This is a genomic window from Shewanella sp. ENK2 (assembly GCF_043568515.1).
Lineage (GTDB): Bacteria > Pseudomonadota > Gammaproteobacteria > Enterobacterales > Shewanellaceae > Shewanella > Shewanella japonica.
In genome coordinates this window covers 4,142,392-4,161,675 of the sequence record NZ_CP171406.1, presented here as the reverse complement: position 1 = coordinate 4,161,675, position 19,284 = coordinate 4,142,392, and the positions used below count along the sequence as shown (strand labels likewise).

The 19,284-nt window shown below is 40.5% G+C and carries 12 protein-coding genes, 5 tRNA genes and 1 pseudogene; 15 read left to right on the top strand and 3 right to left on the bottom strand.

The features are described 5' to 3' along the window. Positions 1–562: 562 nt before the first annotated feature. Positions 563–883 (bottom strand): antibiotic biosynthesis monooxygenase family protein, encoded by a 321-nt coding sequence (locus tag ACGEDC_RS18200; RefSeq protein ID WP_394498398.1) that lies wholly within the window; start codon positions 881–883, stop codon positions 563–565. A 195-nt stretch (positions 884–1,078) separates the two neighbouring features. Here ACGEDC_RS18200 and ACGEDC_RS18195 point away from each other — a divergent pair, with 195 nt between their 5' ends. Beyond that, a complete protein-coding gene (locus ACGEDC_RS18195) occupies positions 1,079–2,962 on the top strand; it encodes a DUF294 nucleotidyltransferase-like domain-containing protein (protein ID WP_394494895.1) in 1,884 nt (627 codons plus the stop codon). Between the two features lie 2 nt (positions 2,963–2,964). After that, a complete protein-coding gene (locus ACGEDC_RS18190; protein WP_394494893.1) occupies positions 2,965–3,681 on the top strand; it encodes a 3'-5' exonuclease in 717 nt (238 codons plus the stop codon). A gap of 191 nt (positions 3,682–3,872) precedes the next feature. Here the strand turns inward: ACGEDC_RS18190 and ACGEDC_RS18185 are convergent, their stop codons facing one another. Together ACGEDC_RS18185 and uvrB are read right to left on the bottom strand one after the other, a co-directional pair. Continuing rightward, complete coding sequence (locus ACGEDC_RS18185) at positions 3,873–5,444, bottom strand: BCCT family transporter (RefSeq protein WP_394494891.1); 1,572 nt, start codon at positions 5,442–5,444, stop codon at positions 3,873–3,875. Between the two features lie 318 nt (positions 5,445–5,762). Next, complete coding sequence (uvrB, locus tag ACGEDC_RS18180) at positions 5,763–7,802, bottom strand: excinuclease ABC subunit UvrB (RefSeq protein ID WP_055025923.1); 2,040 nt, start codon at positions 7,800–7,802, stop codon at positions 5,763–5,765. Between the two features lie 1,676 nt (positions 7,803–9,478). Here uvrB and ACGEDC_RS18175 point away from each other — a divergent pair. The 13 genes and pseudogenes from ACGEDC_RS18175 (at position 9,479) to nth (ending at position 19,097) form a co-directional block, all read left to right on the top strand. Further along, positions 9,479–9,554, top strand: a tRNA-Asn gene (locus ACGEDC_RS18175). A gap of 39 nt (positions 9,555–9,593) precedes the next feature. Further along, a tRNA-Asn gene (locus ACGEDC_RS18170) sits at positions 9,594–9,669 on the top strand. Positions 9,670–9,692: 23 nt separating this feature from the next. Further along, positions 9,693–9,768 (top strand) — tRNA-Asn (locus ACGEDC_RS18165). 27 nt (positions 9,769–9,795) lie between these two features. Continuing rightward, positions 9,796–9,871 (top strand) — tRNA-Asn (locus ACGEDC_RS18160). A gap of 20 nt (positions 9,872–9,891) precedes the next feature. Continuing rightward, positions 9,892–9,967: transfer RNA gene (locus tag ACGEDC_RS18155), tRNA-Asn, on the top strand. Between the two features lie 185 nt (positions 9,968–10,152). Beyond that, positions 10,153–12,054 carry an EAL domain-containing protein gene (locus ACGEDC_RS18150; protein ID WP_394494888.1) on the top strand — a complete coding sequence of 634 codons (1,902 nt, stop codon included), beginning with the start codon at positions 10,153–10,155 and terminating at the stop codon, positions 12,052–12,054. A gap of 124 nt (positions 12,055–12,178) precedes the next feature. Further along, a complete protein-coding gene (gene rsxA, locus ACGEDC_RS18145; protein WP_055025921.1) occupies positions 12,179–12,757 on the top strand; it encodes an electron transport complex subunit RsxA in 579 nt (192 codons plus the stop codon). 2 nt (positions 12,758–12,759) lie between these two features. Next, positions 12,760–13,359 carry an electron transport complex subunit RsxB gene (gene rsxB, locus ACGEDC_RS18140; protein ID WP_055025920.1) on the top strand — a complete coding sequence of 200 codons (600 nt, stop codon included), beginning with the start codon at positions 12,760–12,762 and terminating at the stop codon, positions 13,357–13,359. Further along, positions 13,353–15,871: pseudogene (gene rsxC / locus ACGEDC_RS18135) on the top strand (electron transport complex subunit RsxC); the annotation flags it as partial. The gene rsxB and the pseudogene rsxC, both read left to right, overlap by 7 nt. A gap of 193 nt (positions 15,872–16,064) precedes the next feature. Continuing rightward, a complete protein-coding gene (gene rsxD, locus ACGEDC_RS18130; protein WP_394494885.1) occupies positions 16,065–17,114 on the top strand; it encodes an electron transport complex subunit RsxD in 1,050 nt (349 codons plus the stop codon). 23 nt (positions 17,115–17,137) lie between these two features. Next, complete coding sequence (rsxG, locus tag ACGEDC_RS18125; RefSeq protein WP_119969704.1) at positions 17,138–17,773, top strand: electron transport complex subunit RsxG; 636 nt, start codon at positions 17,138–17,140, stop codon at positions 17,771–17,773. Further along, positions 17,766–18,461: an electron transport complex subunit E gene (locus tag ACGEDC_RS18120; protein ID WP_055025917.1), complete on the top strand. Its 696-nt coding sequence runs from the start codon at positions 17,766–17,768 to the stop codon at positions 18,459–18,461. Before rsxG ends, ACGEDC_RS18120 begins: the two co-directional genes overlap by 8 nt. Positions 18,462–18,464: 3 nt before the next feature. Further along, a complete protein-coding gene (gene nth, locus ACGEDC_RS18115) occupies positions 18,465–19,097 on the top strand; it encodes an endonuclease III (protein ID WP_055025916.1) in 633 nt (210 codons plus the stop codon). Positions 19,098–19,284: the final 187 nt, after the last annotated feature.

Sequence of the window (19,284 nt, the reverse complement as noted above, 5' to 3'; positions counted from 1 at the left end):
AGAGGATTACAATTCAATAAGTGAAGTGAAATGAAGTGAAGTGAAGTGAAGTGAATTTAAAAAAGAAGTATCTTTTTATCAAATTAACTAAATAATTTATCGAGATGTTAGCCGCCCCTCATCCTAGCTCAAAGTAAATTGGCAAGAGCTGTGGATGTTCAATAACTAGAATAGAGACCAGTGAGCAAAGAAACGATATTTTATGCTCGATAAACATCTACGTTCCTGATAACTTATTGAATTTTCGATGATTGATAAAAGGTTCAAGAGACCTCTACATTATTATTGCGCTCATTTTATACGGCCTAAATATTGATAATTTCAGTCCTAATTTTTTATTTTTATCATTATTAAACAGTCGGTTGGCTTGGTATGGTTACTGCTAAATTAGATTTTAGCCAGAAGATTATCGAGCAGCTATATAATACGCTGTTATGTGTATCCCATTAATAATGCATTGTCTGTCATGTAATAAAAGAATATTTCAGCCGCCCGTTAACTGCGCTACTTGGACTTACCTTTGTCAAACAATATTCCGTTTAACAATGTAAGGCTTGTCGCACTATAACGTGCCATAATCCCGTTCAACTTTCGCGATACGAACTTTAAAATCACTATACCATTTGGTTCGGCCATGCTGCTGGGCTAACATGTGTTCTGAATTGGCTTTCCATTGTTTAATCGCATTAATATCACTCCAATAAGACACAGTGATACCAATATTTTCTCTTGCTGACTCTATTCCTAAAAAGCCAGGTTGTTGCGCTGCTAACGCTACCATTTGGGTCGCAACTTCGCTGTAACCTTCATCAACGTCGGAACGTGTAGATGAAAATACCACAGCGTAATATGGTGGCTTAGGGGTAATAGCAATATAGGTCATCATAACTCCGTAATAACTGTTTGTAGAAACATTATGATAGCGATAGTTAACATCAAACCTTCGCCCCACTTTATCAATAAAATATCAATTAAACCTTAACGAATCCTTTAATTTAGGCTTAGCTAAGCTGCATATATATCATTGATATCATATACTGTATTAACAAAATCAATTCTTAAAAATATCGAGCGAATAATGGAAGTCGAACTATTAGAAATTCGTAACTTCATCCGCCAATATCCTCCTTTTGATCAGCTACCTGAACAGGCGTTAGAAGAAGTCTCGCAAAGCGTTGAAATTTCTTACTATCGTGCTGATAGTATGATCATTGAATTTGCAGACAAAATACACGATTTATTTATGATCCGAAGTGGCGTTGTAGAAGTGTATCGACGCAACGGTGAGTTATACAATCGTTTAGATCAAGGCGGTTTATTCGGTCAAATGGGCTTATTGACCAATAATAAAGTCCGTTACCCTGCTAAGTCGATTAAAGACACCTTACTGTATTGTATTCCTGAAAAATTGTTTGAAGCATTTTGCGAACGTTATGACGTTTTTGCGGACTTTGTAGAAGTTGAAGGCAGTATTAGATTACAGCAAGCAGTTGAAGATAATAACGACGATGCAAACTCGCTAACCACCTCAAAAGTTAAAACATTAGTCAGTGGTGAGCCCGTCATGTTTGCGACAACCACCAGCATTCAGCAAGTGGCAAAAATCATGTCTGATGAGAATGTATCAGCAGCCATGATCCATGATCCTAACTTGCCAAGTGAAGGCGGAAACAGTTTTGTCGGCATCATCACTGAACGAGACTTATGTGCCAAGGTTATCGCTCAAGGGCTAGATGTAAACACCCAAGTCGATGAGATCATGTCGACAGAATTAATCTCACTTGATCACAACGCTTATATTTTTGAAGCCATGTTAATGATGCTTCGTTATAACGTGCATCACTTACCTATCCTCAAGAACAAACAACCAATAGGTTTAATTGAAGTCACTGACATCATTCGCTATGAATCACAAAACAGCCTGTTAATCGTTAGCAGTATTTTTCAGCAAAACAGTATTGATGATTTGATCGTACTTTCAAGCCAAATTAAAGATTGCTTTGTTCGCATGGTGAATGAGGATGCTAACTCCCACATGGTGGGTCGCGCTATGTCTGAAATTGGCAGGAGCTTTAAACAAAGGTTACTTGAACTTGCAGAAGAAAAATTAGGTCCCCCGCCAATTCCCTATTGTTTTCTTGCATTAGGTTCTATGGCGCGTGACGAGCAGTTAATCGTAACAGACCAAGATAACGCCATTATTTTAGATAACGATTACCAAGAAGCGCTTCATGGTGAATACTTTACATCCTTAGCCACATTTGTATGTGATGGATTAGCGTCATGCGGATATTCGTATTGTACTGGCAATATTATGGCCACTAACCCTGAATACCGAAAAACCCAAACAGAGTGGGAAGAATGCTTTACTGATTGGATTGAACACCCTAATGCACAAGCGTTACTTAACTGTTCGATATTTTTTGATTTATACGGAGTGTATGGTCGCCCTAAATGGGCTGAGCAACTCAATGCGTTCATTTTACGTAAAGCCAAAAAGAATAACCGCTTTCTTGCATGTTTAGCGAGAAATGCCCTTAATCGCACCCCACCGCTGGGTTTTTTCAAAGATTTTGTAATGGAAAAAGATGGGCGCCATAATAACTCTATAAATTTAAAACGCCGTGGCACAGCACCCTTGGCTGATTTAATACGTGTGCATGCGTTAGCAATTGGTTCACAATCTCAAAATTCATTTGATCGATTAGAAGATATTATTGAAGCAGGTATTTTACCGCCAACCAAAGGTAAAGATTTGCAGCATGCAATGGAACTTATCTCGCTTGTGCGTATTCGTCATCAAGCACTGGATATTGAGGCAGATCATGAACCAGATAACAATATTGAGCCTGAAAACATGTCTGGTTTTGAACGCCGCAACTTAAAAGATGCTTTTTTGGTGTTAAGTAGCGCGCAAAACTTTTTGAAATTCCGTTATAGCGCTAATAGCATGCAAGGGTAATTATGCGAAATTTTGCGAATCAAGAAGTGCTTAACTGGAAGGTATTTCTACAAAACAAAGCCTTAAAAAGCAAAGATGCCCGCTTAACTCACTTTTACGAAGCTAACACCTACCATGGTGAGACTCAGTTGAAAGATATTGAGTTCGTGGCATTAGATTTTGAAACAACAGGATTAGATGCCCAGCAAAATAGCATTATTAGCATTGGACTCGTTCCATTTACCCTAAACCGAATCGCATGTCGGCAAGCTAAGCATTGGTTTATTAATCCAGAAGATAAACTACAAGAAGATTCAATTATCATCCACGGCATAACCCACTCAGATTTAAAAGGTGCGCCAGATTTATTAAGAATACTCGAGCAGTTATTAGATCAATTAGCAGGCAAAATTGTGGTAGTGCATTACCGCCGTATTGAACGCGACTTCTTTGATGCTGCGCTTCGCAGTTTAATTAACGAAGGCATAGTGTTCCCTATGATTGATACGATGCAAATTGAAGCTGATATTTATCAAGCTAGACCTAAGCAGTTTCTTGATTGGATTATTAAACCTAAACCTCACTCTATTCGTTTAGCCAATAGCCGCACACGCTATAATTTACCAACTTACCCACCCCATGATGCACTCACCGATGCGATTGCTACTGCTGAATTATTACAAGCGCAAATTAGGCACCATTTTAGCCCCGAAACACCGATTAAAAAGTTATGGCTCTAATGTTGTTTGTTTAACTGGCTCACCCAGTAACCTTATTGTGTTTAAGCTATTATTCACAAACCACAAATGAAAAGCCGACGAGTGCAACGCACTCATCGGCTTTTTCTATTGTTTGGATTATTAGCGTTAGCGAACATTACTGGCGTTAGCACACATTAGTATTGCTAACACAGCCAATAACGAATCCTTAATTAACGTTTCTCGGTTCTAAGCCCCATTATTAAACTCACACACATTACCAGTAAAATGATGGTAAAAGGTAATGCGGTGGATATGGCGCCAGCTTGCAGAGCTTCGATAGCTTCTGTGCCGCCGACCCACACAAGTGCTGCAGCAATTGCGCCCTCAACCAGTGCCCAGAAAACACGTTGTGGTGCTGGCGCATCAACTTTACCGCCCGAGGTAATACTATCAATAACCAGTGAACCTGAATCTGAAGAGGTCACAAAGAACACCAAAACAAGCACCACAGCTAATAGCGAAATGATATTACCAATAGGCAACTCATCAAATACCTGGAACATGGCTAATGGCACTTCAGTTAAGCCCTTTTCACCTAATGCCCCTACGCCATTGACCACTTGGTCAATGCCAACACCGCCAAATACTGACATCCATATGATGGTAACAACTGTTGGAGCGATTAACACCGCAGTCATAAACTCACGAATGGTTCTACCGCGTGAAATACGTGCGATAAACATCCCCACAAATGGGGACCAAGATATCCACCAAGCCCAGTAGAAAACAGTCCAACCGTGCATCCATGCTTCATCTTCTCGTCCAATAGGATTACTGAGGGGAATGATGTTTTCGATATAACCCATGACCGTTGTCGGGATGGTACCCATTGAAACCGCAAACGTCACTAACGCGACAAACACCAATAAGGCTAATGCCATTAACATATTAATGTTACTAATGACCTTAACACCACCATCAATCCCCCTCATCACTGACACAACGGCGACTAAGGTGACGGCAAAAATAATGGTAATTTGTAGCGTTAACCCGTTAGCAATACCAAAGATATGATGAAAACCACTTGCCGCTTGTTGAGCACCTAAGCCCAGTGAAGTAGCAAGTCCAAATAAAGTGGCTAATACTGCTAGAATATCCACAATATGACCAGGCCAGCCCCAGGTTCTATCACCTAAAATAGGATAGAAAACCGATCTCATTGATAAAGGTAAGCCTTTATTGAAAGCAAAAAATGCTAACGATAATGACACCACACCGTAAATGGCCCAAGGATGCAGTCCCCAATGGAACATGGTCGCGCCCATTGCTAATTTAGCTGCTTCAGGCGTATTCGCTTCAACGCCCAGCGGGGTTTCATACCAGCCTGTGAAGTAAGCAACAGGCTCTGCAACCGCCCAAAACATCAAACCAATTCCCATACCGGCAGCAAATAACATTGCCACCCATGATAGTCTTGAATAGTCAGTTTTCGCCTCTTCTCCTCCTAAACGCACTTTACCAAAAGGAGAAATAATCATTAGCAAGCAGAACAAAACAAAAATGTTGGCAGACCACATAAACAAGCCGTCAAATGCGCCGATGATTTTCCATTTAATTCCATCAAGTACGGCTTTGGAGGTGGCAGGGTCTAAAACGAGTAAGGCAATGATGAATATGCCGATGAGAGAAGCGCTGATCCCAAAAACAGGGTTGTGGACATCAAAACCCCATTTTTGAATATTATCCTGACCGACTGTGTAATCGGTATTATCTATACTGTACTTATCTTTATTCTTTTTCATTGATCCTCAATTAGAAGAAATTTTCATTCGAAAATTGTATTTATATTTTACGTTATAAGGTGAGCTTTTGCTGAGAAATGACCCGAACAATCTTGCTTCATGTCACTATTTACACCAAAAGTTAGATATTTTTAACAAAATGAATGCGTAAAATGGCAAATCGGCGGGTTATTGTTTCGATGAGTTGAGTTTTCATCAAAATAATTTTTAGTTAAATATCAATTGTTTTTGTCTTGCCCCGGTTTACATATGCCAAAAACAAACAAGCTCAGCAAAGGCTGAGCTTGTTTCATACTAAAGCGATGTGATCAAACCTTGTTAACTGTTTAAGATGATTTGCTCTCTTAACTGCTTAACTTGATCTCTGAGCGCCGCTGCTTGTTCAAATTCAAGATCCCTTGCATGTTGATGCATTTGTTTTTCAAGCTCGTCGATTTGCTGTGATAGCTCAGCAACGCTTTGTACTTTACTGGTAGCGGTATCGTATTGAGGCTCAGACTCTGCAACTTTACCAAATGCGGTATATTTATGTTTGCTGTTACCCCGATGTGGATCGCCTAAATCCATCACATCAGTGATCTTTTTAGTCACCCCTTTTGGCGTTTGTCCCAATTTAACATTATGAGCGTGCTGTTTCTCACGACGCCTTTCAGTTTCACCTATCGCTTTTTCCATCGATTTAGTCACCGTATCGGCATATAAGATAACTTTGCCGTTAACGTTTCGTGCAGCGCGGCCAATGGTCTGAATTAGTGAACGTTCTGAGCGTAAAAATCCTTCTTTATCCGCATCTAAAATACACACCAGTGAGACTTCTGGCATGTCTAATCCTTCACGAAGTAAGTTAATCCCTACCAGCACATCAAAATGACCGAGTCGTAAATCTCGTATCACTTCCACCCGCTCTACAGTATCAATATCTGAGTGCAAGTAGCGCACTTTAACCCCATGTTCATCAAGGTATTCGGTTAAATCTTCAGACATTCGTTTTGTCAGGGTCGTGATTAACACCCTTTCATTAGCAGCGACCCGCTTAGGAATTTCAGATAATAAATCATCGACTTGTATCGCCACTGGACGAATTTCAATTTCAGGGTCAAGTAATCCTGTTGGTCTAACGACTTGCTCTGCGACTTCGCCGTCGCTTTGGTCAAGTTCGTAATCACTTGGGGTTGCCGACACAAATACCGTTTGTGGCATTAATTGCTCAAATTCTTCAAACTTTAATGGTCTGTTATCTAATGCAGAGGGTAAACGAAAACCATATTCTACAAGCGTCGTTTTACGGCTACGATCACCTTTATACATGGCTCCTATTTGCGGTACGGTAACATGTGACTCATCAATAATTAATAACCCATTGGCAGGCAAGTAATCAAGTAAGGTTGGCGGCCCGTCCCCCTCAGCTCTACCAGAAAGATAGCGAGAGTAATTTTCGATACCTGAGCAATACCCAAGCTCAACCATCATCTCGATATCATATTGTACTCGCTCAGAGATACGCTGCGCTTCAATCAGCTTATTGTTATCCAATAATTCCTGACGTCGCTCTCTTAATTCTTCTTTAATATGCTCTGTCGCTTCGATGATTTTTTCTCTTGGCGTCACATAATGGCTTTTAGGATATACCGTGGTGCGTGCTAATCTTCGAGTGACTTGACCTGTTAACGGGTCAAACTCACTTAACTGTTCAATTTCGTCATCAAACAATTCAACTCTGACAGCATCTCTTTCTGACTCTGCTGGGAAAATATCTATTACTTCACCACGAACACGGAAAGTACCACGCTGCAAATCTATGTCGTTGCGAGTATATTGCAATTCACCAAGGCGGGTAATGATGTCACGTTGCCCCATAAAGTCGCCTTGACGAAGATGCAATAACATCTTCATATAAAGTTCTGGATCACCTAGACCGTAAATGGCAGAAACTGAAGCAATCAATACTACATCTTTGCGCTCTAACAAGGCCTTAGTTGCAGACAAACGCATTTGTTCAATATGGGCGTTTACAGAAGCATCTTTTTCGATAAAGGTATTGGAAGCAGGCACATAAGCTTCAGGCTGATAATAGTCATAATATGAAACGAAATACTCGACCGCGTTATGTGGAAAAAACTCTTTCATTTCACCATATAATTGTGCAGCTAAGGTTTTATTAGGCGCCATGATAATCGTTGGGCGGCCTAAGGTTTGAATTAAGTTAGCAACCGTAAAGGTTTTACCAGACCCCGTCACCCCAAGCAGCGTTTGTTTAGCCACTCCCGCTTCTAAGCCATCAACAAGTTGTTTAATCGCAGTCGGTTGATCACCCGCGGGTGAATAATCTGAAACGAGGTTGAATACTGTGTCAGTCAAAGCAAATACCCTTTATATAACGTCATGCTATTTTATACTGAACCCGATAAATTTAGCTAACCGTTCGATTGAATTTCCCAAAACAAAAAACAAAGTGTATTCAATTGATGAGCTAAAGTGATGAGTTAGGAGCGTAAATACCCACCCCTTATGACCTTTAATCAAGTCGCTAACGAATAGAGCACCCCCACTTCCTTATCAAGAGATTATTACAATATAAAGAAAGAAAGATGAAATAATGCTACAACAGTTACACACTATGTTATTTGTACGTAAAACCACCAAAAACCCCGTTTATTAGGCAATTTAATACACAATCTGGTGCAATAACTGAATACTTTACCCATCCCTAAATAACAAGTGCTAAAAAATAGTTATTGCTTTTTTCAACATACTGAAAAATATATAAAAAATAATCTTGTTGAATATCAGCCAAATTTAAGTCTGTTTCAATAAAAATAAGGGTTACAGAGCATATTTAAGGAGTAACTCACAGGCTTATCCACAGATTTAGTGGATAAGTGCTTCAAACCCATTAATCGTGGGCTATCGACGTAAACAGAAATTAATAAAACCGTAAGAAAAGCAACATGAAATAAAATTACATTTGTAAGTTGATTAAATTAGTGCCCTATTTTAGCGCATACAAGACTAGTACAATGGTTTGATGAAAACCTATGGTTTAGCTTCAATAATACAATGCCATTTACAGCACATTTCTTGATGCTTTTGAGTAAAGGCTGCAGAACAGGTTTACTGCTTAGTGTCAAAAACGACGGTATTTTTTGAATACTCCCGCAGCTCAATAGAAAGCCGTTCTATAGGGTGATGCTCTAACGCTACTTTACTCAGAGCGCTATTGTTAATTACCCAGCAGTATTAACCAATGCTAATTACCCACGTTGAAATGCTCGATACTCAGCATGCTCTTCTAGCACACGCTTGCAAGCGCTCTTCTTTAGCGCCCTTCTTTAACTCTCTACACAAAATGTTTTATACAAATTGCTTTTATAGGAAGTGCTTCATACGAAGAGCTTTATATAAGAAGTGCTTTTATAGCTAACGTGAACCTTAAACCTATATAGGTAATAATGTCGATTTATCATTTCTGCCGCCCCTTTATTGACTAAAGATTTCTCATTACTTGATCTGTTCTACTGAACCTTATCTTTAATCTGCTATGCATTTGCCGCTAAGCGCCTTACACTCTATGCGCTGTTCGCTAACGGTTATCAGCTGTACATTAATTCACGTGCATTGTTTGTTCATTAACTCAATATTTAGTGCTTGATGCTTAGTTCAAAATAAGCTTAGTGGCAGTCCAAATCGCTAAACGACATAACATACTCGTCTTGAATCAATCATAAAAAGCAAAAAGACAACCGAAAATCGGCGCTGACAGCAGTTAAAACCTTATTTTGCCGTGGTTGATACTTGAATTAACCCATTAAAGTGGAGATGATGAGTTAAATGACAAGATTCATTGCCGTTGAGTAAAAGTGTTACTTTTCAAATTGATTAGTAAAAAATAGCCATTATGGGCATTTATAAGCCACGATGGGTATTAGATGAGCAGTTAACATCAATTTTTCACTTTTTTTATATCTCGAGTTGACTCATTGATCAGGGCGTTTTACTATGCGCTCCGTTCTCAGCAATACATTGCTAAAAACGATTCCCCTGTAGTTCAGTTGGTAGAACGGCGGACTGTTAATCCGTATGTCACTGGTTCGAGTCCAGTCTGGGGAGCCAATTTAGTTTAGTTTGTTGAAAATAAAGATAAAATGCGATTCCCCTGTAGTTCAGTTGGTAGAACGGCGGACTGTTAATCCGTATGTCACTGGTTCGAGTCCAGTCTGGGGAGCCAATTTTATCTTAGTTTTAATCGATTCCCCTGTAGTTCAGTTGGTAGAACGGCGGACTGTTAATCCGTATGTCACTGGTTCGAGTCCAGTCTGGGGAGCCAATTAAAACACAATTAAGAAATAGCGATTCCCCTGTAGTTCAGTTGGTAGAACGGCGGACTGTTAATCCGTATGTCACTGGTTCGAGTCCAGTCTGGGGAGCCAATTCTTATATATTCTTCAATTCCCCTGTAGTTCAGTTGGTAGAACGGCGGACTGTTAATCCGTATGTCACTGGTTCGAGTCCAGTCTGGGGAGCCAAGAAGAATTCAATCGTTAAAATTACTACCTTCCTCCTATTACTATCTTTTTTAATTCCCTTATATTTTTTTGTAAATTACACTACAATTCTATTCGTTAACTCCTTTATTTGTTGTAGCTTTTTATTTTCCCGCTATACCAAAATTGAATGAAGACAACTGTGTATTATAGGAAATGGACTATTCATGGGTTTATCAAAATCTTTCCAATTAGTTTTATTTGTCATTTTCGGATTATTACTTTATCGGATTTACGATCTAGAAAATAAAGAAATGCAGCGCCAAGGTTCTATAGCGACCGAAAAGTACACTGAATATGTTAATCAAATGTCTGATTGGACAGGTGACGGCAAATCACTATATGAATTACTTTCTCAACAGTTTACTTTTCAATTTTTTCAATACATACATGAAAGTGACAGTGATAAGAACTTCACGTTTGGTTCACTCGCTAAAGCTGATGGCAATTTTGAAGATACCATTTTTAAAATTGAACTTGGCCATACAAAAGTATTCTCAGAAGGCCGACTGCAAGTCAGACTGAGTACGAGTTCGGTGATTTCTGCAAGTTTTGTCAACCTTGAAAAAGCAGCAACCTTAACAATTGTCGCTTACTTGTTGATAATGATTAGCTTTGCAATACTTATGGCCATTCATCGCCGTGGCATAAAATACATTTGTGATTACGTAGATAATATCCCCAAGCTGTCTTTTCAGGCTGTTGAGACCTCACGCTTACGTGGTTCATTAAAACCCATTGGCGTTGCTCTTGAGAAAAGCCGAATTGAACTGAAAACTAGTATTGGTAACTTCCATAAAGAAAACGACTTATTAACCAAAGCCGCTTATCAAGATCCTGTAACAGGCTTCTCTACTCGTCGTCGATTTAATGATTATTTAAAAACGATTACTGATTCAGATAAACAACAATTTGGTGTGCTTTGCATTATTAAAGCTGCCGAATTATCAAGTATCAATCAGCTTCATGGCCGTGAAGCTGGCGATGATTACCTAAGTAAAATTGCCACGTGCATACGTCAAGCAGCAGCCAAAACTGGGGTCAATGAATATTATCGAGTATCGAGTAGTGATTTTGCGCTATTCATCAACGATATTACCGTTAAAGAAGGCGAACAGTTTTTAGTCAGCTTAAAACGTTACCTGGATGAATATGCTCAAACAGTTGATACCGACAGCATCGCCCATAGCGGAATGGTGCCGTTTGAACAAAACTGTGACTCTCATGCCCTGCTGACACTTGCAGATACTGCAGTCAGCATTGCTCAAACATCAGGGCCTAATCGTTACCATATACTCGAAAAGTTTTCTGGTAATCAGCAATTGGGCGACGATCACTGGAAAGTGACCATTAATGAATTAATTAATCGTAAGGGCATCAAGTTTTTCCAGCAGCCTATTTTACCTTGTAACAACCAAGTGGATGTTTATCGAGAGTTATTTGCCCGTTTTTATAATAGTGAAGGCTCAAACTTGCCCACAGCCAGTGTCATTGCCATGTCAGAACGTCATGGGCTAAATGTGGATTTAGATAAAATGATTGTGGTGCACACGCTACAACTATTAAATTCAAACCCAAGCCTAACGGGTAACTTCGGTATTAACATCAGTGCCTCATCAGCCCTACAAGAAGTGTTTGTGTCATGGTTACGCGATATATTGTCGAGTCACCGTTCTACCTCTGCAAGAATCGTATTTGAGCTTAATGAATCTGGCATGCAAAAAAATGTCACTGCCAGTAGCCGTTTCGTCAACGAAATGCATAAAGTGGGCGCAAAAGTAGCCATTCAACATTTCGGATTAGGCTTTTCTTCGTTTAAATTTTTCCGCGAAGTAAAACCAGATGTCATTAAATTAGACAGCAGTTACAGCGAAAATATTGATCAAGATAATAACAACAAATTCTTTGTCAGAATGATTGTTGATATTTCACGCAGAATTGGGATTAAAGTCATAGCCACAGGCGTTGAAAAACAAGATGAGAAACTCACATTAGAAAAAATGTTAGTCGACGGATTACAAGGTTATTATATTGCTAGGCCAGAAATTATCGCTAAAACAGATAAATAATCGACCAATGTCAGTCCAATCTTACAAATTAGGGTTATTATTTACATAACCCTTTTTTTATCCGTTGTTTCTCAAGCCTAAACCTTAGATAATACAACTAATATCTGAATTAATAAGTGTAGTAATGACAGACTATCTCTTACTGTTAATTGGCACCGTGTTAGTCAATAACTTTGTGTTAGTAAAATTCCTTGGTTTGTGCCCTTTTATGGGAGTATCAAGCAAGCTCGCCTCAGCCATTGGTATGTCCATGGCGACAACGTTTGTGTTGACCTTAGCTAGTATTCTCAGCTTTTTAACCAATGAGTTCTTATTAAAGCCTTTCGACCTCAACTATCTAAGAACCATGAGTTTTATCTTGGTCATTGCTGTCGTCGTGCAGTTTACTGAGATGATGGTTCAAAAAACCAGTGCATCATTACATCGAGCTTTAGGTATTTACCTGCCACTTATCACAACCAATTGTGCTGTATTAGGTGTTGCCCTATTGAACGTCAATGAAGACCATAACTTTATTCAATCTGCAGTTTATGGCTTTGGCGCCGCTATTGGGTTTTCATTGGTGCTTGTCTTATTTTCAGCCATGAGAGAACGTCTTGCTGCAGCAGATGTCCCTCTACCTTTCAAAGGCGGCGCTATCGCCATGATCACAGCGGGTTTAATGTCTCTTGCCTTCATGGGATTTGCGGGGCTGGTTAAATAATCATGTCTAGTATTGTAATCGCAGTTATCGTGCTCACCGTATTAGCACTCATATTCGGACTCATTTTAGGTTATGCCTCCATCAAGTTTAAAGTTGAAGGCAACCCCATTGTTGAACAAGTTGAAGCGCTGCTACCGCAAACACAATGTGGCCAATGTGGCTACCCTGGCTGTCGCCCATACGCAGAAGCAATTGCCAATGGTGATAATGTCAATAAATGCCCACCAGGCGGCACTGCGACAATGGAAAAAATTGCCAGTTTGATGGGCGTTGATCCTGAGCCGTTAAATGAAGTCGCTCAAGAAAATATTAAAAAGGTCGCCTTTATTCGCGAAGACGAATGTATTGGTTGCACTAAGTGTATTCAAGCCTGTCCAGTGGATGCCATATTAGGCGCAGGTAAGTTAATGCATACCGTTATCGCTAAAGACTGTACAGGCTGTGATTTGTGTGTCGAGCCCTGCCCGGTAGATTGCATTGACATGATACCTGTTGAACAAAACCTTAAAAATTGGGATTGGAAGTTAAGCCGTATCCCAGTAACCATTGTAGAAGGTGTTCAATCCCCTAACCGTGAAGTAAAAGAGGAATCTCAGTGCTAACTTTATTAGAACAAATTGATAAAGGGACGTTATGGCACTCTCCAGGCGGGATCCATCCACCACAATTAAAAAGCGTGTCCAATCAAGTTAGTAGCGCTCGACTACCGTTATCGCGTTATTATTCTGTACCTGTCCCGCAAGTGGGTGACAGCGCACGCTTACAAGTAAAGGTTGGCGACCAAGTATTAAAAGGCCAAATGCTGACTGAAGGTGAAGGCTTTATGTACTTACCAGTGCATGCGCCAACATCAGGCATTATTGCTGATATTGCGTTAAAGCCAAGTAATCATGCATCAGGCTTACCCGTATTGACATGTGTGATACAAGCCGATGGTAAAGACGACAGCATTGATTATCAGAGCAGTGAATTAGCAACCTTATCTAATCAACAAATTCTAGATAAAATCAAGCAAGCTGGCATAGCGGGTATGGGGGAGCAAGTTTTCCTAGCCATATAAAATTAAACCCAGCCAGTGAAATCGATTTAGTTATCATTAATGGTGTGGAATGCGAACCTTACATTACCTCAGATGATGTAATTATGCGTGAAAACGCTACCGAGATCCTCTCAGGCATTAACATCATTAATACTTTGCTCTCTCCTCAGCGCATTATTATTGCTATTGAAGATAATAAACCAGAAGCTGTCGGTGCAATGCGTAGTGCACTTGATAATGCTACTGAATTGAAAGGGATTGTCAAAGTGACAGTCATCCCTACTAAGTATCCTTCTGGTGGCGAAAAACAGCTTATACAAATCATTACTGGCCGTGAAGTGCCAACAGGCAGCATTCCTGCTCAGCAAGGCATTGTTGTGCATAACGTCGGAACGGCTTACGCTATTCAAGATGCCGTGCTACATGGGAAACCGTTAATTGAGCGCCTAGTGACTTTAACTGGTGAGCAAGTCTCAACACCAGGTAACTACTGGTTACCTATAGGTTCAAGTGTTAAAGATATACTTGAACAAGTTGGTTTTGATGAGGCGCCTTTACAAAAAGTGATTATTGGTGGCCCAATGATGGGTTACGCACTACCAGATTTTGATGTTCCAGTGCTAAAAGGCACCAACTGTATATTGACCCCAAGTCAAAATGAAATAGCACCTGATACTGAAGAAAAAGCATGTATACGCTGCGGAGAATGTGCGATTGCATGCCCTGCACTATTATTGCCTCAGCAATTATTTTGGCATGCAAAAGCAGAAGAGTATGACAAAGCAGCCAGCTTTAATTTAAAAGACTGTATCGAATGCGGCTGTTGCAGTTACGTTTGTCCAAGCGATATACCATTAGTTGAATATTATCGTATTGCAAAATCTGCTCTTAAAAACGAAGCAGAAGAAAAAAGACAAGCAGAACAAGCAAAAATCCGATTTGAGGCAAGACTGCAGCGTTTAGAAGATGAAAAACGTGCACGAGAAGAAAAGTCACGCTTAGCCGCAGAAAAACGTAAAGCTGCGATGGAAAATAGTGATAAGAAAAACGCGGTTGCTGAAGCAATGGCTAGAGTGGCTGCGAAAAAGAAAATGGCAGAACAAAACACTCAATCAGATAGTAAACCTGCCGCTTCCACAGGTAAGTCATCAGCAGTTAGCGCTGCCATTGCACGTGCTAAAGCGAAAAAGCTCGCGCAACAGGCAGAAAATCAAGCATCAGTTCAGGAACCATCAGCACAGTTAGATCAAACAACAGAACAGGCTTCACCTGTTGATGACAAGAAAGCACAAATAGCTGCGGCAGTTGCACGAGCAAAAGCCAAAAAACGTGCGCAACAGAGCGATAATAAGGTTTCTGAACAAGCACTCGATGACACCAAGCACTCTGTGCCTGTTGATGATAAAAAAGCCCAGATAGCTGCTGCAGTAGCCAGAGCTAAAGCTAAAAAACTGGCTAAACAAGCTGAAACTCAATCAGAAGATCAACAGCAAACGATAGAGTCGTCTTCAGTTAACGAGCAGTCGTCAGTACAAGCGTCGTTATCTCCTGCTGATGAGAAAAAGGCAAAAATTGCCGCTGCTGTCGCCAAAGCAAAAGCGAAAAAGCTCGCTCAAAGTGCTGGTCAACCGCAGCAAGATGATGAACACCTTGTTCAATCCCAAGCAATTGACATTCCCGTTACCGTTACCCCAGAAACAGAATCAGATTCGGTACCTGAAACAGCCACTTTGTCACCTGCAGATGAGAAAAAAGCAAGAATTGCCGCTGCTGTCGCTAAAGCAAAAGCGAAAAAGCTCTCTCAAAGCGCTAGTCAAAGTGCTGGCCAAAGTGCTGGCCAAAGTGCTGGCCAAAGTGCTGGCCAAAGTGCTGGCCAAAGTGCTGGCCAAAGTGCTGGTCAACCGCAGCAAGATAATAAACACCTTGCTCAAACACAAGCAATTGACACTCCCGTTACCGTTAAACCTGAAACACAATCAGATTCGGTAACTGAAACAGCCACTTTGTCTCCTGCAGATGAGAAAAAAGCAAGAATTGCCGCTGCTGTCGCTAAAGCAAAAGCGAAAAAGCTCGCACAAGGCGCTACTCAGCCACTGCAAAGTGAAACAAAAGCAGTTGAAACCGACATTAGCGACACCCAATCAGAGCAAACCTCAATTGAGCCAATAAAATCGGCTGCTGAGGTAAAAAAGCAAGAATCGCCGCTGCTGTAGCCAAAGCTAAAGCGAAAAAATTAGCGAATCAACAGAGCAGTGAAAAGGAATAAACATGGCATTTAAAATTGCTTCTTCACCCCATGTGAGTACCAATTTGCAAACCAATAAGGTAATGCAAAGAGTCGCGCTATGCCTTATTCCAGGTATTGCAGCGCAAGTTTACTTTTTTGGCATGGGCACCTTGGTGCAAATATTAATTGCCGTATTGGTTTCATTATCTGCTGAAGCTGCTGTGATGAAATTGAGAAACAAGTCGATAAAAAATGCGTTATCAGATAACAGCGCTCTAGTTACCGCACTACTAATTGCTGTTGCCATTCCGCCGCTAACGCCTTGGTGGATGACCGTGATTGGCTGTTTATTTGCCATCGTGATCGTTAAACATCTATATGGCGGGTTGGGCAATAATATTTTCAACCCTGCAATGGCTGCATATGTGTTATTGCTTGTTTCATTTCCACTGCAAATGACTAATTGGGTAGCACCTGCAGAACTGACTGCCAACCATGTTGGAATAACAGCGGCTTTAAGCCAAATTTTTGAAATTAGCCCAGCAAGTTTAGATTACTTCAAAATCACGGTTGATGGACACACGATGGCCACGCCATTAGATACGTTTAAAACAGATTTATCTATGGGAATGACCAGTACAGAAAGTCTGCAGCGTAACGTATTTGACGGTATGACAGGTATCGGCTGGTTTTGGGTAAACATGGCTTACCTTCTTGGTGGCTTGGTGATGTTGAAGCTCAAGGTCATTCGCTGGCATATCAGTAGTGCAATATTACTCAGTATTTTTATTTGTTCAGGTTTTGCGTTTTTACTTAACCCTGACACCCATGCAAGCCCGATTCTGCATTTGTTTTCTGGTGGCACAATGTTATGCGCATTTTTCATCGCTACAGATCCTGTAACAGCAGCAACGAGTCCAAAAGGCAGATTACTGTTCGGCGCAATAATTGGCGTGTTAATTTTTGTGATACGCACTTATGGTGGATACCCTGATGCCGTAGCATTTGCCGTATTATTGGCCAACATGTGCGCACCATTTATTGACTATTACATTCGTCCTCGTTCATATGGCCACCGTGCGGGTAATTAACCTGCGAGCTAACTGGATTATCAATGTTAAAAATTATTTCTAAAAATGGATTATTACTCGGGCTATTTGCGCTGTGTTGTACAGGCCTTGTAGCGTCGGTTAATTTTCTAACTAAAGATACGATTATCGAACAACAGCGCAAGCAACTTGTCAGTGTGTTAGAGCAAATCATTCCTAACTCAATGCACAACAATCAACTTACTGATGATTGTATCCTAGTGGCCAATGCTGAATATTTAGGCACAGATGAGCCATTACCCGTTTATATCGCTAAAATGGATCAACAAGCTGTTGCTCTTGCCATAGAAGCAGTGGCTCCAGATGGCTACAATGGGGATATAAAAATTATTCTTGGTATCAGTAATGACAACGAATTGCTGGGTGTTCGTACATTAACTCATCAAGAAACACCTGGCCTTGGCGATAAAATTGAACTTAGAAAATCTGATTGGGTTCTTGGTTTTAGCGGTATGACTTATGACTCTAATTCCAAGCCAATGGCGGTTAAAAAAGACGGTGGCGACATTGACCAATTTACAGGTGCGACAATTACTCCTCGTGCTTATGTAGGCGCTATCAATAAAGCACTTGAATTTGTTGAACAACATCGTGATGAGTTGTTATCAACCGTCAATCATTGTGGACGTGAACATGACTAATTATCGTGAAATAGCTTGGCAAGGCTTATGGAAAAATAACCCAGGTTTAGTACAACTATTAGGCTTATGTCCACTGCTGGCAGTCACTGCCACTGTGACAAATGCGTTAGGACTCGGTTTAGCGACGCTATTGGTATTAGTGGGCTCTAACATCTTAGTCTCGTTAGTAAGGGACTATGTACCAAAAGAAATTCGTATACCGGTATTTGTTATGATCATTGCAGCGCTCGTCACCTGCGTGCAATTACTTATCAATGCTTACGCCTATGGTTTGTACCTTTCATTAGGTATATTCTTGCCACTGATTGTCACTAACTGCGTCATTATCGGCCGTGCTGAAGCATTTGCTTCACGTAATAATGTGACCAGTGCAGCATTTGACGGACTCATGATGGGTGTGGGTTTCACAGGCATTCTAGTGGTGCTAGGTGGAATGCGGGAACTACTGGGTCAAGGCACATTATTTGATGGTGCTGAACTCTTACTTGGCGATTGGGCTAGCTCATTAACCATTCAAGTATTTAATGTCGAAAGCCCTTTCCTCTTGGCGATGTTACCACCAGGTGCATTTATCGCCATGGGATTATTGATTGCATTAAAAAATGTCATCGACGCGCAAATTGAAAATAGAAAACCACAACAAGAAACAGAGACAATTGCACGTGCTCGGATAACAAAGGTTAGCTAAGTCATGAACAAACAAAAACGCCATGAAATTTTAACTCGCTTACGGGCAAACAACCCTAAGCCGGAAACAGAACTCAACTTTTCATCACCATTTGAATTGTTAGTTGCTGTAACTTTGTCGGCACAAGCAACGGATGTCAGTGTTAACAAAGCCACTGATAAACTCTTTCCCGTTGCAAATACAGCCCAACAAATTTATGACCTTGGCGTTGAAGGATTAAAGACCTACATTAAAACCATCGGTCTTTATAATAATAAAGCAATTAATGTCATTAAAGCCTGTGAAATGTTGATAAACCTTCATGGCGGTGAAGTGCCAGAGAACCGTGAAGCATTAGAAGCACTACCTGGTGTCGGTCGTAAAACCGCTAATGTTGTACTAAATACTGCTTTTGGCTGGCCTACTATCGCGGTTGATACCCATATTTTCAGAATGGCAAACCGCACTAAGTTTGCAATGGGTAAAAATGTCGACCAAGTAGAAGAAAAAATGCTTAAGGTGACACCTGCTGAATTTAAAGTTGATGTGCATCATTGGTTTATCTTACATGGAAGATATACCTGTATCGCCCGTAAACCTCGCTGCGGCAGTTGCATTATTGAAGATTTATGCGAATTTAAAGATAAAACAGACTAAGGTTTACCAACGTCTTTCAACTATATCGCCTTTGAACAAACAGTATTTTAAACTTTTCAAAGGCGCCTTACCTTAGCCTCATCTCCACTCAACGATTATTACAAACGCCCTCGATAACGCACCTGTGACTTAATATCACTTGACCATCATAATCAGTCTGTGTGTAAATTAGTAATTGTTTAAACCA